Consider the following 14,300-nt stretch of genomic DNA (forward strand, 5'->3'; position numbering starts at 1 on the left):
TCGACGCCATGTCACTCACACCCCCCGGCCCCTCCCGCCGTACCGTGCTCGGCGGCGCCGCGGCCACCTTCGCGCTCGCCGCCACGGTGGCGGGTGCGGGTACGGCCGCGGCACACACCCGGCCCGAACGTCTCACCCACCCCACGCACCCCGCCCACCCCACCTGGCCCGCAGACTTCCCGCTGCCAGACGGGTTCCGGCCCGAGGGCATCGCCATCGGCGGCGGCCCGTACGCCTACATGGGCTCCCTCGCGGACGGCTCCGTCCGCCGCGCCGACCTGCGTACCGGCGAGGGCCGGACCGTCCTGGCGGGCGCGACCGGCGCCGCCGCCACCGGCCTGAAGCTCGACCGCGACGGGCTGCTCTACATCTCGGGCGGCATCACCGGCTCGATCCGGGTGCTCGACACCCGCACGAACCGGCTGACCGCGACGTACCGGCCGACGACGGACGGTTTCGTCAACGACGTGATCCCGTACGGCGACCGGGCCTGGTTCACCGACTCGTACGCCCCCGTGCTCTACACCGTCCCGCGGGGCGGCGGCAGGCGCGGCGACCTCCGGGAGGTCCCGCTCGGCGGCGACTGGCAGCAGGCGCCCACCGGCATCAGCGCCAACGGCATCGAGACGACCCCCGACGGCCGCGCGCTGATCGTCGTCAACAGCCCGGCGGGCACGCTGTTCCGGGTGGATCCCCGGACCGGGTACGCCACGGCCATCACCCTCCGGGGCGCGGTCGGCGTCGTCAACGGCGACGGCCTGCTGCGCGTCGGCCACACGCTGTACGTGGTGCAGAACCGCCTGAACGTCGTCACGGTCTTCGACCTCGACTCCCGTGCCCGGACCGCGACGCTGCGCCGGAGCATCACCGACCCGCGCTTCGACGTCCCCACGACGGCGGCCCGCTTCGGCGACCGCCTCTACCTCGTCAACGCCCGCTTCACGACGCCTCCGACACCGCAGACGACGTACAACGCCGTCTCCGTAGCGCTGCGTTAGGCGAGCGGGGGCTCCTCCGTCCGGCCCGCTCGGCGGCGCAACCGTGCGGGTTCCCAGGCGTGTGCTCCACCTCGACCGCACGGTGGAAGCCCTCGGCGGATGATCCGCCGACCCGCCATCATGGGCCGGACACGACATCGGAAGGAGCGGTATGGAAGACACGCGGCAGGTGGTCGGCTCGGGGTCACCGCTGGAGCCGGAGATCGGTTTCTCGCGGGCCGTGCGGATGGGGTCGTACGTCGCCGTCGCCGGTACGGCTCCCCTCGGGGACGACGGCTCCACCGTCGGACCCGGCGACGTCTACGCGCAGACCGTACGGTGCCTCGACATCGCCGAACGCGCGTTGAGGGAGGCGGGAGTCGGGCTGGAGTGCGTGGTGCGCACCCGTCTCATGCTGACGGACGTGACGCGGTGGAAGGAGGCCGCCCGCGCGCACGGTGAGCGCTTCGCGGACATCCGGCCCGCCTGCACCGTCGTCGAGGTGTCCCGCTTCATCGACCCGCGGTGGCTGGTCGAGGTGGAGATCGACGCCATCGGCTGAGCGTATGGGCCGGGCGCGTGAGCCGGGCGCGTACGACCGTTGGACGCTCCTGCGGGTGAACTATCTCCTTTCTGTGCTTGTGGGCGATTCAAGTGGGCAGTTCGGATTCGTCCATCCAGAAGCAAGACATTGGGAGCCCCCATGCGCCGTCGTACTGCCCTGATCGCTGGTGCCACCGCCCTACTGGTGAGCGCGGCCGTGCCGACGGGTGCCACACAGGCAGCCGAGTCACGGGTCCCGGAAGGGACATACCAGATCGTCAGCGAGAACCCCGAGGCCGGACATCTGGACTTCGCGCCGTACACGATCCCCATCTGGCCCCCGATCTACTTCGTCGTCGGCTCGCACAAGCAGGATCGCAAGGAACAGTGGAAGGTGACGTCCACCGAGGGCGGCCTGTACACCATCAACTCGACCACTCACCCGAGAGCGAGCCTGGCCTTTCGGGGAGACACGATCGTCGCGTCCGAGGGCGACCGCGGCGAGTTCTCCATCGAGCGGGTGGGGCACCGGGTCTTCAAGATCCGCGTTCCCGACGAGGACCGCGTCGCCACTCTCAACTCGGCGGGCGACGAGCAGCTCCACGTGGAGCGGGAGAACGGTACGCCCTCCCAGTGGTGGAGGTTCGAGCGCGTCAGCTGAGCCGGTCCGGTCCCCGGGGCGCCGCCGGGGCGCGAGCTCACTGCGTTCGTCACCCGATCGTGGGACGCTGGGTGAAGGTGGGTGGAGGCTGTCCATCTGTCGATCTGCGCTCGCCGTATTCAGGCCACAGAGAAGGGACCCGCGATGACCGCCGCGATGGTCGAGAAGGACCCGTCATCTGAGTTCCGCCCGTGGGAGTACCTGCTGGAGACATGGCGTGAACTGGACGTGCCCGATGGGTGGCGCGCCGAGATCGACGAAGGGCAGATCGTCTTGGTACCGCCGCCGCACGCGCACCACAACGGCATCGCAGCCAAAGTGCAGCGCGCGCTCTACCGGAATTTGCCCGAAGACTTGGAGATCTACCAGACCCTCGGCGTGCACATCGCGCCGCTCGACAAGCTGTACGTACCGGACCTGGTGATCATGCCGTCCGACGCGGTCGACGCGGTCGACCCGGACAGCAACGACCCGGTGGACGCCACAGAGGCCCTGCTGATCGTGGAGATCACCTCGAAGGGCAACGCGCGGGACGACCGGACGAAGAAGTACCGGGCCTATGCCCGCGCGCTGGTGCCGCTCTATCTGCTCATCGACCGGTTCGACACACGTGGGCCGCTGGTGACGCTGTTCACCGAGCCCAATGAGGACGGCACGTACAAGCACTCGGAGCAGGTGCCCTTCGGCAAGCCGATCGAGTTGCCCGAGCCGTTCCGTACGACCGTGGAAACCGCGGCCTTTCCGGTCTGACCTGGTGCCTCACGTCATCGCTCGTCCCTCCTGAAGCTCAAGGGCATCGGGAGGGGCGGCGAAACCGGATCACCGAACGCGCAGCAGGTGTACGCACGTCACATACAGTGCCACCGCCGAGCCGAAGCCCGGAAGTGCCGTCCACAGGGCGGTGGTTGAGGTCAGCGGAGCCAGTACGGCCGCCGCCGGCGCGGACACGCACATCGCCGCGCCCGTGACGTGGTACGCGCGGACGCCGAACAGGCGCGCCAGCGGGAAGAAGTGGATGCCCACCACCACCGCGACGAACGCCGGGATCGCCTCCGTGCGGTCCATCACCACCAGCACGCGGGCGATCGCGAGGATCGCCACCCACTGCGCCACGACCACCAGACCGAAACGCAGGCCCACCTTCTTCTTTTGGGCCGGCGTCGGCTCGCCGTCCGTCGGGGCGGTTGCCGCCGCGCGGCTCATGCGGGAGCCGAGGACCGCGAAGGTGATCGAGACGAGTACGGCGACCGCGAACACCGCCCGGCCCACCGTGATCGGCAGGTCCGTGACGCCGCAGGCCGTCCAGCCGAGGCCGAAGAAGGCCATGAAGCCGACGCCGGTCGCGCGACCGCGCAGTTCGGCGCGCGATATGCCGGAGCGGGGCGCGGTACCGGCGTCGGCGCCGGCGTCGTCGGAGGGGGCGATGGCCATGGGAGTTGTCCTTAGGGGGCGAGGGCGAGGGCGAGGGCGGGAGCGGCGGACGCGGCGTCGCAGTGTACGCCGCGCCTGCCGCAACGCCGTCCGTCCTATGACGTGGGGCCGGCGCCCTTCGACGCCTGGAGCGCCGCCCGCAGATGACCGTGCGAGTTCGCCAGCAGCCCCGCCGCCGTGGGGCCGTCGACCGCGCCGAGGATGGTGAGGATCGCGTTCTTCACCTCGCCGTTGGTCGCCGCCAGCGCCGTCTCGATCTCCTCGTCCGGCGCGCCCGTCGCGAGCGCGACGATGCGGCGGGAACGGGCCCGCAGCTTCTCGTTGGACGCGCGGACGTCGACCATCAGGTTTCCGTACGTCTTGCCCAGCCGGATCATCGTGATCGTCGAGATCATGTTGAGGACCAGCTTCTGCGCCGTACCGGCCTTCAACCGGGTTGATCCCGTGAGCAGTTCGGGACCCACGACGATCTCCAGGCCGTGTTCGGCGGCGGCCGCGAGCGCGCTGTCCGCGTTGCAGGAGAGGCCGACGGTGAGTGCGCCGAGCGTGCGGGCGTGCTCGACCGAGCCGATCGCGTACGGCGTGCGGCCGGACGCCGAGATGCCGACGACCGTGTCGTTCGGGCCGACCTTCAGCTCGTCCAGGTCCGTGGCCGCCAGTTCCTTGGAGTCCTCGGCGCCCTCGACGGCCTTGATCATCGCGCCGGGGCCGCCCGCGATGAGGCCGACGACCTCCGACGGATCGGTGTTGAAGGTGGGCGGACACTCGCTGGCGTCCAGAATGCCGAGGCGGCCGGCCGTGCCCGCGCCCGAGTAGATCAGCCTGCCGCCACGGGCCATCCGCTCGGCGGTGGCGTCGATGGCGGCGGCGATACGGGGGAGCTGTGCGGCGACGGCGGCGGGGACGGTCTGGTCCTCGCCGTTCATGACACGGGCGATGTCCTCGGTGGACCGGCGGTCGATCTCGGCGAGTTCGGGGCGGAACGCCTCGGTGGTGAGGGTCGCGAGCTGGGCGCGGAGGTCGCCGTACGAGGAGGGGGAGGTGCTGGAGGTCATGGAGAGGCGGCTCTTTCTCGCGAGCTGGTGGAATCCTGAGGAAGCCCCGTTGTGGTGATGCGTGTGCGACGCGAACGCGACGCGGTGCGGCAGTGCGCGGGTGTGCTGGTGCGGCGGTGTGCGGATCAGCGCGTGCGCGGTGTGTGGCGGTGCGCCAGCGCCTCGTAGGACGCCGCGAGCGCGGGTGCGGCCGTCTCGTACGTCCGCTGGGCGACCCCGATGAACAGGCAGTCCACGACCAGGAGTTGACTCGTACGACTGGACATCGCCGCCGGCCGCAGCTCGCTCTCGCGGGCCGTGGAGGTGGTGAGTACGTGGTCCGCGTACTGCGACACCGCGCCGCCCGGGCGGCCCGTGATCGCGACCGTCGTCGCGCCCCGGTCGAAGGCGACGCGCAGCGGCTCGATGACGTCCCCGGTGGAGCCGGAGTGCGTGATCGCGATGGCCACGTCGCCCGGCCGGAGCTGGACGGCGTTGGTGACCGCGAGGTGCGGATCGCTGTGCGCGTGGGCTATCAGGCCGATACGCAGGAGCTTCTGCGCGAGGTCCATGCCGACGAGACCGCTCGCGCCGACGCCGTAGATGTCGATGCGGCGCGCGCAGGCGGCGGCGGTGACGACGGCACCGAGCTGGACGGTGTCGAGCCCGGCGGCCGTGTCGGCGAGCGTCTGCTGCTCGTCGTACGCGAGCTTGGCGACGACATCGGCGATCGGGTCGTCGACGGCGATGTCGGCGGTGACCGCCGGGGCCGCGCCGGACTCCTGGTGGGCGGCGAGGCCGGCGAGGGCGAGACGCAGATCGCGGTAGCCGGGGTAGCCGAGGAGGCGGGCGGTCCTGACGACGGTCGCCTCGCTCGTACCGGTGAGTTCGGCGAGACCCGTGACGGTGAGGGCGGCGGTACGCGCGGGGTCGGCGGCCACGGCTTCGGCGACGCGCTGCATGGAGCGGGTCATGGAGGGTGCGAGGGTGCGCACCTTGGCCGCGAGGGCGGCGGGGGCGGGTGGAGCGCCGCCGCTGGAAATTTCCTTCACGTCACTGGTCACGACTGAAAGATAATTTCATAGCATGAGGACGTCAAGGGTGCGGGAGCCTGCGGGCGCGGTGTCCTCGGGCGCCGTACGGGCTGAAAGAGTGCCCTCAAGCGCCGGACGGGCTTGATGTACATGGGTGCGTACGACAATGGGGGCATGAAAGACATGAACCCCCTGGAACAGGCGCTGCACACCGCACGCGCCCTGGTCCTCGCCGATCTCGCGGCGGGTGACGTGGCGCGGGCCGAGATCGTCTCACTGGTGGAGGACGCCGTGTCGCACCGGCGGTGGTGGGTGGAGCAGTGGCCGGAGGGGATCGAGTACGTCGCCGGGCTGGTCGCCCAGGACGTACAGGACGCCCTCCTTCAGACGCACGGGCGGTGGCCGCTCTGCCCCGTCTGCGGCGAGTCCCGGACGGAACTGGCGGCGGAGGGCGGGCCGCACGCGCTGGAGGTGGAACCGGAATTGGGCGCGGATCCGCACTGGGTGTGCGGGAAGGCGGCCGTGGTGGTGGCGCCGGTGGGGTCCCTGGGCGCGGTCCTGGGAACCGGGTGACGCTGACGTGACCGTGTACATCGATCCGCCCGCGTGGCCGGGGCACGGGCGGCTGTGGTCGCACCTGGTGAGTGACGTGTCGTACGACGAACTGCACACGTTCGCGGCGGGGATCGGGTGCCCGGCGCGGGCGTTCGAGCGGGACCACTACGACGTGCCGGCGCACCGGTACGGGGACGCGGTGCGGGCGGGTGCGGTGGAGGTGGGGTCGCGGGAGTTGGTGCGGAGGCTGACGGCGGCGGGGCTGCGAAGGCGGAAGCGGTGGGGCGGGCGGTAGGGCCTTTCCGGCGGCAGGCGGTGGAGGTTGCCGCGGCCGGCTTGTCCGCGTGATCCTTCAACTCCTCCCCGCCGCGTGACCACGAGGGGTTACGACACACTGGTGAACCAGCCGGGAACACTCGGGTCTTTCTCTTGCCGTCGCCCGACGGCAAGGAGAGACGCTTCGATTCGGACTGCGCGTGCGCATCGGAGTGCGCGTGAGCAGTCGGACGGGCAGGCGCCAGGTGGCCGGGGGCGTCTTCACCGCGCCGGGGTGTGGGTGGGTGTCCTCAATCGCCGGACGGGCCAGAGACGGCGGGGGAGGTCTTCGAGGGCTTCGAGATCGTCGAGCTCTTCGAGGGCTTCGAGGTCTTCGAGGTCTTCGAGGTCTTCGCCGGGTGGGCGTGAGGCGGCTCGGTCGTAGTCGAACCCGTCGCGATCACGCGTGTACGGCCCGGGCGTTGGTGGCGCATCGCCAGTGCCACCAGGCCCACCGCCACCAGGGTCATCGCCGCCCCCGCCCACGCCGTCGAGGCGAAGCCGAAGTCCGCGTCGATCACCGTGCCGCCCAGCCAGGGGCCGCCCGTGTTGCCCAGGTTGAACGCCGACGTCGCCGTCGCGCCCGCCAGGATCGGGGCCGCCGCCGCCACGTTGAACATCCGGGCGTTCAGCGCCGGCGCCGTGAAGAACGCCGAGAAGCCGAGCAGCAGCGACAGCACCACCACCGCCACCGCGTTCGACGCGAGGAGCGCAAGCGCGGCCAGGAACACCGTCGACGCCACCACCCCGCCCAGCAGCACGCCGAAGAGATGCGCGTCCGCGACCCGGCCGCCGATCACCGTGCCGATCAGCGCGCCGACGCCGAACAGCCCGAGCACCGAGGGGACCCAGCCCTCGTCCAGCCCGGCCACGTCCGTCAGCAACGGGGCCAGGTAGGAGAACGCGCAGAAGACGCCGCCCGCCGCGAGCGCCGTGATCGCGATGGCGAGCCACACCTGGCGGTCGCGGTAGATCAGCAGCTCGCGCCGCAGCTCCGGCTTCCGCTCCGGCAGCGGGATGCGCGGGATCAGCGTCGCGACACCGACCAGCGCGATCGCCGACGCCGCGCCCACCGCCCAGAACGCGGAACGCCAGCCCAGATGCGTACCGAGGAACGCCCCCGCCGGCACCCCGAGCACGTTCGCTATCGACAGCCCGCCGATCATCACGGCCATCGCGCGGGCGCGTGACGTCTGCGGCACCATCGCGATCGCGACCGCCGCGCCGACCGCCCAGAAGCCCGCGCACGCGAACGCGCTGACCACGCGTGAGACGAAGAGCACCTCGTAGGTGGGCGCGAGCGCGCCCGCGACCTGGCCGAGGCCGAAGACGGAGATCAGCGCGATGAGCGTCGTACGGCGCGGCAGCCGCAGCGTCGCCACGGCGAGCAGCGGGGCGCCGACCACCATGCCGATCGCGAAGGCCGAGATCAGCAGACCGGCCTGCGGGATGGTGACATCCATGTCGTCGGCGATCGGCGGCAGCAGCCCGGACAGCATGAACTCGCTGGTCCCGAGAGCGAAGACGGAGAGCCCGAGTATGTACACGGCGAGGGGCATGCGGGCGCGGCTGGGCGCGACGGGAGCGGAGTCAGGCATGGCACGTACAACCACGGCCCCCGGGCACGCCATTCCCGCCGCGCCCGGTCAGGGGCTGAGCGTTTCCAGCTCGGTGGTGAGGTTCGCACGGGCCCGCTCCTCCCAGACCGCCGCACCGTGCGGCGTACGGAACAGCCTTGGCAGGTCGAGGAGTTGGCGAACGACGGCCGCCCGGCCCGCCCGGAAGGCGTCGTCCGGGACGAAGCCGTACTCCTCCCGTACGGCGCGGGTGTACGCCTCGTACGCCTCCGGTTCGCCCGCCAGGACCGCGAGATCCGCGTCACACAGCACCTCGCCGTTGGTGTCGCCGGGCGCCGGGTCGTGGGTGACGGTGAGGCGGACGAGGCGGGCGACCTCGTCCGTACGTGCGGCCGGGACGCCCACCTCGGTGAGCGCGCGGATCGCGAGGACGGCGCTGCGCTCCTCGTTCTCGGAGCGGTCGGGGCGGTAGACGGCGTCGTGGAACCAGGCGGCGAGGCGTACGGACTCGGGGTCGGCCGCGTGCGCGGCGAGGGTGTCGATGTGGTCCAGGACGGCGACGAGGTGATCGGTGGTGTGGTAGCGGCGCTGGGGCTCGGCCCAGCGGGTCAGGAGGTTGTCGGCGTAGGGGAGTGGGTCGGGCGTGGTGACCTGGCCCCGCAGGGCGGTGAGGGCCCGCAGCCAGCGGACCCGGAGGGTGTCGGCGGCGCCGTCGTCGGGGCTGACGGCCGGGTTGTCGTCAGGGTTGTCGTTGGGGTTGTCGTCACGGCGGCTGTCTTCGGGGCCGGTGCCGGGGGTGTCGTGAGCTGCTGCCATGGAGGGTGAGCCTAGATCCCGCGACCCGGCGGCCAACTCCGCGTTGAACTGGGCGCCCGCCACCAGCGACAGGTTCGACAGCCACAGCCAGACGAGAAAGACGATGCTGCCCGCGAGCGAGCCGTAGAGCCGGCTGTACGTCCCCGAGTGGGCCGCGTACAGCGCGAATCCCGCCGACATCAGCAGCCACAGCAGTACGGCGAGCACTCCGCCGGGCAGCGCTCTGCGCAGATGGCGGGTGCCGGGCGGGCCCGTACGGAACACGATGAGGACCAGGACCGCCGCGAGCGCCAGCAGCAGCGGCCACTTCAGGACGGTCCAGAGCACGGACGCCGTGCTCCCGATGCCGAGCAGCGGACCGATCCGGTGTACCGCGTCACCCGTCAGCACCAGCGTGAACGCGCTCGCCACGAGGAGCGCGAGCAGCGCGCACGCCGTGATCACGATGCGCGGCGCCGTACGCCACGGCGGACGGTGGTCGACGGCGCCGTTCATGCGGTGCAGCGCCCGGCGGAAGACGCCGAGATAGCTGGAGGCGGACCAGAGCGCGCCGACCGTGCCGAAGATCGTCAGCAGCCAGGCCGCGGTGCGCTGGTGCGTCATCTGTGTCAGCGCACCGTGGATCAGCTGCCGGGACTGGGCCGGGACGAGGGACGTGATCTGGTCGGCCAGTTCGCCGGTCGCCTTGGATCCCGCGAGGCCGATGGAGGCCACGGTCACCAGGAGGGCCGGGATGATCGCCAGGACGGTGTAGTACGTGAGGGCGGCGGCCGAGTCGGTGGCATCGTCCCGCCACAGGGCGAACGGGGTGCGACGGAGCGCGACGACGTAGCGGCGGCCGTCGCGTGGCGGACGCTTGGGGCGCGGCGGATGCGGGTGCCACCAGGCGTGTGCCGGGCGGGACTTGGGCACTCTCGTTTCCCCGTTCGGAGGTGGGAGGTCGGTCGATGGGTGGCGGGCGGTTGGTGGGGTTGGCGGGTTGGCGGGCGGTTGTCGGGCACGGCCGTGCGGCCGTCCTGCCGTGGTGCTTGACCTCAGGGTGCCCTGTGGCGGGCCTGCGACGCGGCTCAGAGCAGCGGCGCACGTGTGGTGTCGGCCCGGCGGAGCACGCCGCGCGACCGGGCGGGGGCCCGGGCGGGGGCCCGGAGCCGTATGACCGCGTCGATGCGCCGCGCGCCTTCGCTGCTCGTGCGCGCGTCGGCGACAGGGCCCGTGTCGATCCGCCGTATGACATCGGCGGGGGTGGCGTCCGGTTCCAGCCGTACGGAGAACGTCGCGCGCAGGTGGTGCGACCGGCCCGACAGGGTCACACGGGCGCGGTTCACCCCGGGGATCCGCTCGGTCCGCTCCTCCATGGCCGCCGTCAGCGCACGGGTGCGCAGCCCGAGTCCCGGGCGGGGGAGGCAAAGCGTGCGCGGCTGCCCGGTCCGGGGCTGGGCCAGCAGCCACCACATGAGCAGCAGGAACGCGACGGCGAGTGCGGCGATGACGGCGGGGGTCCACCAGCCGTGGTCGCGCAGCCTGGACAGCAGGCTGCGGTCGGCCAGGGCGGCGTCGGGGCGGACGGTGGCCGCCGCCGGCCACCAGCCGGGAAGGTGCCCGCGTACGGTCTCGTCGCCGGTCAGGACCCACGCGCCCGCACCGGTCAGACCCGCGCCGATCACCGCCAGCAGGGTACGGTCGACGGCGCTACGGAGCCGGGGGCGGGGACGGGGCATGGGCGGGGACCTCCTTCTGTTCGTGGTTCGGGTCGGGGTTCGGGTGGTGCCTCTGGTCGCGGGGTGGCTGCCAGTACGCGTCGCGGCTGACGCGGACCCGCACACGCGACCGCTTCGCCAGACCGAGACCGGCGACCACGTCCTGCGTGGCGTGGGTCAGGGCGCCGCGCGTCTCGCCCGGGTCGCCGAAACTGATCCGTGCGCGTACGGCGATCCGGCGCCGCCCGGCCGTGACCCGTACGCGCGAGACGCCGGACACGTCGGCCGCGCGATGACGTACGAGGGCGGCCACCGCCGACCTGTCGATGGCGGCAGTGGTCGAGGCAGCGGTGGCCGCCGGACCCGACATCGCCAGGCGCCCGCGCAGTCCGGGTGTGACCGCCGTGAACAGCGTCCACAGGCCGGCCACCGTCGCCACGGCGGCGCCGACCGCCACCGCCGTGTCGGCGGGACCGTGGGCCGTCAGCCAGTCCAGCGTGCGCAGCCGCACACCGGACGGTTCGCGGCCCAGTGCCACCGCGACGACACCGGCGAGCAGCGTCCCGCACACGGCCGCGCCGATCAGTGCGAACACGGCCGCCGGGGCGCGGCGTTGCGACCAGGGTCGGTGGCCGGCGCGGTGCGCGGCGGACTCGGCCGCGCCCACCAACACCGACTCGGTTGCTGCCTGTGCCGGGGACTGGGCGAGGCGGGTGATCCGGACCGCCGTACGACCGACCGTCAGGCCCGTGAGATGCGCGGTGCGTTCCGTCACCCGTCGCTGGAGTTCGGCCCCGGACGTCTGAAGATGCGTGGGGTAGGCCAGGCCGACGTCGAGATGGATGCTGTCGACCCGGCTGCCGCGCACGTCGGCCGACGCACGTATCACCTCACCCCCGCCTGGTCGCAGAATCTCCTCGGCGGCCCGGCCCGCCACCCGCCGTACCACCCGGTCCGCTATCCGTGTCGCGCCACGGTCCGCCGGTGGAAGGACGGGGACGGGCTCCCCGGCGGCCGCGCTCACCGGCGATTCCGTTCGTCCGGATCCAGGAACTCACGCAGGCCGATGCCCTGGTCGACCAGCCGGCCGGCCACGAACCCCACCGCGCCCAGCGCGGCCACCACCAGGAACGCCCCGAATCCGCCGAACCAGCCCGCGAAGCCCAGGGCCATGCCGACGACAAGACCCACCAACGACGTGTTCATCGGGCCGCTCACTCGACGCGGGTGTCGGTGCCGCTGCTCGACTCGTCCTCGTCGTCGGGCAGATGCACGTCATTGACGGTGACGTTCACCTCGACCACCTCAAGGCCGGTGATCCGCTCGACGGCCGCGATGACGTTCTCGCGTACGTCGCGGGCGACATCGGTGATCGGTACGCCGTACTCCACCACCAGGTCCAGATCGATGGCGGTCTGGCGCTCACCGACTTCGACCTTGACGCCGCGGCCGACGTTGGGGCGTCCGCCCGGAACACGGTCGCGCACGGCGCCGAGCGTCCGGGACAGGCCGCCGCCCATGTCGTATACACCGGGGATCTCGCGCGCCGCCATGCCGGAGATCTTCACGACGACGACGTCCGCGATGGAGGTCCGGCCACGCGTCGCGGCGGGCTCGGACGCGCCGGTGGCACCACTGCCGAGGGTGGTGGAGCCGCCGGTGCCGGGGCTCGTCGTGCTCACGCCCTGGCCCGTCGCGGCCTTCGCGGAGACTGGGGACACTTCCTGGGTCTGGGTCGCTGCCATGGGACAGCCCTCCTCGTGTGTCGTATGTCGTTTGTCATTACGCGAGTTCGCCGGTTCTTGCGGACTCTCAACTCGTTCGACACGGGTGCCCGGAATTCGTTACGCGGGAGCTCGAAGTTTTCGGGATTCTCGGATTTCTCAAGATTTTCGATGTCGTCGCGTGACGATCGGCCAGGCCGTGTGTCCAAGTGATATGTCCGATCGAGAAACGCGGACACGGAACGGACAGAGATATACGGACAGAGATACGACGAGTCGGCGAGAGGAGTCGGTGAGTGCCCGGCGACAACCTGCTGGCCGTACGTGCGGGCGAAGGCGACGACGAAGCGTTCGAGAGACTCGTGCGTGACTATGGGCCGGTCATGCTCCAACTGGCCACCCGGCTTCTCGGCAGCCGGACCGAGGCCGAGGACGCGGTGCAGGACGCCTTCGTGAGCGCCTGGCGCAAGCTGCCCGAGTTCCGGGGCGACGCGGAGTTCAGCACCTGGATGTACCGGATCGTCACCAACCGGTGCCTCAACCAACTGCGCGCCCGGCGCCCGGCGACGGACCTCGACTCCGTGCCCGAACCGGCCGCGCCCGAGCACGAGTCCTCCCCGGCGCGCGTTGCCGAGTCGCACGCCGCCGTGCGCGCGCTGGCGGTGGCCATGGCCGGGCTCTCGCCCGAGCAGCGCGCCTGCTGGGTGCTGCGCGAGCTGCACGGGATGAGTTACGAGAACATCGCGGAGACGGTCGGGATCAGCCTGGTGGCGGTCCGGGGCAGGGTCTTCCGCGCACGCCGCTATTTGACGGAGGCGATGAGCGCATGGCGCTGAACGCGCATCCCGGCCGCCCCGGCCCCGGAAACGGCGTGGGCGCCGAAGGGGAATCCGACGAGTCCGACATCGGGACCGGCATTGAGGCCGGTGCCGAGGCCGGTGCCGAACTTCTGCCGTGCGGAAGGGAGTTGAGCGTTGTCTGGGAGGCCTGGGACGCGGTCGAGGGCTCGCCCGGCGTCGCCGGCCCGCAGGTCAGCGCCCCGGATATCGCCGGCTGGCATGTCAGCGACCCGCATCTGGTGGAGTGCCCGTACTGCTCCGCGGCGCTGGCCGACCTCGCCGCCCTCGGCGAGGCCGTGGACCGGACGCGGGGGGCCGAGCCGCCCGATCCGGCCGAGGTCTCCGACCTCACCGCCCGCGTCATGGACATCGTGCGGCTGGAGCTGCGGCCCGGCCGCCCGCTGCCGCTCGGCGAGCCCGATGACGACCTGTGGATCGTGGAGGCGGCGGCGGCGCGCGCCTTCCGGGCCGCCGCCGAGTCCGTGCCGGGGGTACGGGCGGGGAGCTGCCGCATCAGTCCGCGCGAGCGTGGCCCCGTCCGCGTACGGCTGGAAGTGGCGGCCGGGGTCCACCTCAGCCTGCCGGAACTCGCCGAGGAGGTCCGGACGCGGGTCGCGGAGTCGGCGCGCGACACCATCGGTATAGAGGTGGAGAGCATCGACGTGCTCGTGATCGATCTCTTCGACGGAGACGAGGGAGAGAGCCGATGACACGGAACGAGACCGGTGCGACCGGCGCGACCAACGCGGTCGGCGCGGCCGGCGCGACGAAGGACCGGCTGGCGCTGGCCGCCGTCGACGCCGTGGAGCGGGTGCCGGGGGTGGCCTTCCTAAGGCCCGGACTGGCCGACCTGGTCCGGGCGTCGTACGCGTCGCGCGACCGGCGGAAGTCCGGCGTCCGGGTGCGGCCGGGCGGAGATGCCGCCTCCTGGCACATCGAGGTCCAGTTCGTCGCCCGGCGGACGTACCGCACGCTGGATGTGACGCGCGCCGTGCGGGACGCGGTGCTCGGCGTGACGGCGGATTTGGGGGAGGCCGGTGACACGGGACGGATACGGGCGGCTGTCACGGTGACGGTCACCGGCCTCGTCTGAGACC

18 protein-coding genes and 1 pseudogene are annotated in these 14,300 nt (G+C 72.0%); 9 read left to right on the forward strand and 10 right to left on the reverse strand.

Annotated elements, in window-relative coordinates:
* The first annotated feature begins 8 nt into the window (after positions 1-8).
* The 4 genes from OG700_RS22175 (at position 9) to OG700_RS22190 (ending at position 2,931) form a co-directional block, all read left to right on the forward strand.
* A complete protein-coding gene (locus OG700_RS22175) occupies positions 9-998 on the forward strand; it encodes a superoxide dismutase (protein WP_405616197.1) in 990 nt (329 codons plus the stop codon).
* A gap of 151 nt (positions 999-1,149) precedes the next feature.
* Positions 1,150-1,539 carry a RidA family protein gene (locus tag OG700_RS22180; RefSeq protein ID WP_405616199.1) on the forward strand — a complete coding sequence of 130 codons (390 nt, stop codon included), beginning with the start codon at positions 1,150-1,152 and terminating at the stop codon, positions 1,537-1,539.
* 141 nt (positions 1,540-1,680) lie between these two features.
* Positions 1,681-2,181: an RICIN domain-containing protein gene (locus OG700_RS22185; RefSeq protein ID WP_405616201.1), complete on the forward strand. Its 501-nt coding sequence runs from the start codon at positions 1,681-1,683 to the stop codon at positions 2,179-2,181.
* A 144-nt stretch (positions 2,182-2,325) separates the two neighbouring features.
* Entirely contained in the window at positions 2,326-2,931 is a 606-nt protein-coding gene (locus OG700_RS22190) for a Uma2 family endonuclease (RefSeq protein ID WP_405616203.1), read from the forward strand.
* Positions 2,932-3,000: 69 nt separating this feature from the next.
* On the opposite strand, the gene OG700_RS22195 is transcribed toward OG700_RS22190, so the two are convergent.
* The 3 genes from OG700_RS22195 to OG700_RS22205 form a co-directional block, all read right to left on the reverse strand.
* On the reverse strand, positions 3,001-3,612 hold the full coding sequence (locus tag OG700_RS22195) for a hypothetical protein (RefSeq protein WP_405616205.1): 612 nt from the start codon (positions 3,610-3,612) through the stop codon (positions 3,001-3,003).
* A gap of 95 nt (positions 3,613-3,707) precedes the next feature.
* Entirely contained in the window at positions 3,708-4,667 is a 960-nt protein-coding gene (murQ, locus tag OG700_RS22200) for an N-acetylmuramic acid 6-phosphate etherase (protein ID WP_405616207.1), read from the reverse strand.
* Between the two features lie 125 nt (positions 4,668-4,792).
* The gene (locus OG700_RS22205) at positions 4,793-5,710 is read right to left on the reverse strand and encodes a MurR/RpiR family transcriptional regulator (RefSeq protein ID WP_405616209.1); all 918 of its coding nucleotides are present in this window, start codon (positions 5,708-5,710) and stop codon (positions 4,793-4,795) included.
* A 144-nt stretch (positions 5,711-5,854) separates the two neighbouring features.
* Between OG700_RS22205 and OG700_RS22210 the strand changes: the two genes are divergently transcribed.
* The gene (locus tag OG700_RS22210; protein WP_405616211.1) at positions 5,855-6,253 is read left to right on the forward strand and encodes a hypothetical protein; all 399 of its coding nucleotides are present in this window, start codon (positions 5,855-5,857) and stop codon (positions 6,251-6,253) included.
* Positions 6,254-6,260: 7 nt separating this feature from the next.
* Positions 6,261-6,530: a DUF4031 domain-containing protein gene (locus tag OG700_RS22215; protein ID WP_405616213.1), complete on the forward strand. Its 270-nt coding sequence runs from the start codon at positions 6,261-6,263 to the stop codon at positions 6,528-6,530.
* A gap of 271 nt (positions 6,531-6,801) precedes the next feature.
* Here OG700_RS22215 and OG700_RS22220 read toward each other — a convergent pair whose 3' ends face one another.
* The 7 genes and pseudogenes from OG700_RS22220 to OG700_RS22250 all read right to left on the reverse strand — a co-directional run bounded on the left by OG700_RS22220 (position 6,802) and on the right by OG700_RS22250 (position 12,385).
* A complete protein-coding gene (locus OG700_RS22220) occupies positions 6,802-8,109 on the reverse strand; it encodes a Cmx/CmrA family chloramphenicol efflux MFS transporter (protein ID WP_405621876.1) in 1,308 nt (435 codons plus the stop codon).
* 87 nt (positions 8,110-8,196) lie between these two features.
* Entirely contained in the window at positions 8,197-8,943 is a 747-nt protein-coding gene (locus OG700_RS22225) for a hypothetical protein (RefSeq protein WP_405621878.1), read from the reverse strand.
* A gap of 90 nt (positions 8,944-9,033) precedes the next feature.
* Positions 9,034-9,855, reverse strand: a pseudogene (locus OG700_RS22230) (YihY/virulence factor BrkB family protein); the annotation flags it as partial.
* A 155-nt stretch (positions 9,856-10,010) separates the two neighbouring features.
* Positions 10,011-10,661, reverse strand: coding sequence for a hypothetical protein (locus tag OG700_RS22235; RefSeq protein ID WP_405616215.1), 651 nt, complete (start codon positions 10,659-10,661; stop codon positions 10,011-10,013).
* Complete coding sequence (locus tag OG700_RS22240; protein WP_405616217.1) at positions 10,633-11,664, reverse strand: DUF6286 domain-containing Asp23/Gls24 family envelope stress response protein; 1,032 nt, start codon at positions 11,662-11,664, stop codon at positions 10,633-10,635. Before OG700_RS22240 ends, OG700_RS22235 begins: the two co-directional genes overlap by 29 nt.
* Positions 11,661-11,846 (reverse strand): hypothetical protein, encoded by a 186-nt coding sequence (locus OG700_RS22245; RefSeq protein ID WP_405616219.1) that lies wholly within the window; start codon positions 11,844-11,846, stop codon positions 11,661-11,663. The genes OG700_RS22240 and OG700_RS22245 overlap by 4 nt, the downstream gene beginning before the upstream one ends.
* Before the next feature lie 8 nt (positions 11,847-11,854).
* Complete coding sequence (locus OG700_RS22250) at positions 11,855-12,385, reverse strand: Asp23/Gls24 family envelope stress response protein (RefSeq protein ID WP_405616222.1); 531 nt, start codon at positions 12,383-12,385, stop codon at positions 11,855-11,857.
* A 275-nt stretch (positions 12,386-12,660) separates the two neighbouring features.
* Between OG700_RS22250 and OG700_RS22255 the strand changes: the two genes are divergently transcribed.
* Genes OG700_RS22255 through OG700_RS22265 form a run of 3 tightly spaced genes read left to right on the forward strand, consistent with a single transcriptional unit; the run spans position 12,661 to position 14,296 of the window.
* A complete protein-coding gene (locus tag OG700_RS22255; RefSeq protein ID WP_405616224.1) occupies positions 12,661-13,200 on the forward strand; it encodes an RNA polymerase sigma factor in 540 nt (179 codons plus the stop codon).
* Positions 13,191-13,913: a hypothetical protein gene (locus OG700_RS22260; RefSeq protein WP_405616226.1), complete on the forward strand. Its 723-nt coding sequence runs from the start codon at positions 13,191-13,193 to the stop codon at positions 13,911-13,913. Before OG700_RS22255 ends, OG700_RS22260 begins: the two co-directional genes overlap by 10 nt.
* Positions 13,910-14,296, forward strand: a complete 387-nt coding sequence (locus OG700_RS22265; protein ID WP_405616228.1) for an Asp23/Gls24 family envelope stress response protein — start codon at positions 13,910-13,912, stop codon at positions 14,294-14,296. The genes OG700_RS22260 and OG700_RS22265 overlap by 4 nt, the downstream gene beginning before the upstream one ends.
* The last annotated feature ends 4 nt before the right edge of the window (positions 14,297-14,300 follow it).

The organism is Streptomyces sp. NBC_01508 (assembly GCF_045040315.1).
GTDB lineage: Bacteria > Actinomycetota > Actinomycetes > Streptomycetales > Streptomycetaceae > Streptomyces.

Excerpts from the sequence above, each read along its gene's own strand:
- murQ (WP_405616207.1), bottom strand. The coding sequence starts at position 4,667 with ATGACCTCCAGCACCTCCCCCTCCTCGTACGGCGACCTCCGCGCCCAG.
- OG700_RS22180 (WP_405616199.1), top strand. The coding sequence starts at position 1,150 with ATGGAAGACACGCGGCAGGTGGTCGGCTCGGGGTCACCGCTGGAGCCG.
- OG700_RS22245 (WP_405616219.1), bottom strand. The coding sequence starts at position 11,846 with ATGAACACGTCGTTGGTGGGTCTTGTCGTCGGCATGGCCCTGGGCTTC.
- OG700_RS22265 (WP_405616228.1), top strand. The coding sequence starts at position 13,910 with ATGACACGGAACGAGACCGGTGCGACCGGCGCGACCAACGCGGTCGGC.
- OG700_RS22210 (WP_405616211.1), top strand. The coding sequence starts at position 5,855 with ATGAAAGACATGAACCCCCTGGAACAGGCGCTGCACACCGCACGCGCC.
- OG700_RS22225 (WP_405621878.1), bottom strand. The coding sequence starts at position 8,943 with ATGGCAGCAGCTCACGACACCCCCGGCACCGGCCCCGAAGACAGCCGC.
- OG700_RS22220 (WP_405621876.1), bottom strand. The coding sequence starts at position 8,109 with ATGCCCCTCGCCGTGTACATACTCGGGCTCTCCGTCTTCGCTCTCGGG.
- OG700_RS22235 (WP_405616215.1), bottom strand. The coding sequence starts at position 10,661 with ATGCCCCGTCCCCGCCCCCGGCTCCGTAGCGCCGTCGACCGTACCCTG.
- OG700_RS22250 (WP_405616222.1), bottom strand. The coding sequence starts at position 12,385 with ATGGCAGCGACCCAGACCCAGGAAGTGTCCCCAGTCTCCGCGAAGGCC.
- OG700_RS22175 (WP_405616197.1), top strand. The coding sequence starts at position 9 with ATGTCACTCACACCCCCCGGCCCCTCCCGCCGTACCGTGCTCGGCGGC.
- OG700_RS22260 (WP_405616226.1), top strand. The coding sequence starts at position 13,191 with ATGGCGCTGAACGCGCATCCCGGCCGCCCCGGCCCCGGAAACGGCGTG.
- OG700_RS22195 (WP_405616205.1), bottom strand. The coding sequence starts at position 3,612 with ATGGCCATCGCCCCCTCCGACGACGCCGGCGCCGACGCCGGTACCGCG.
- OG700_RS22185 (WP_405616201.1), top strand. The coding sequence starts at position 1,681 with ATGCGCCGTCGTACTGCCCTGATCGCTGGTGCCACCGCCCTACTGGTG.
- OG700_RS22190 (WP_405616203.1), top strand. The coding sequence starts at position 2,326 with ATGACCGCCGCGATGGTCGAGAAGGACCCGTCATCTGAGTTCCGCCCG.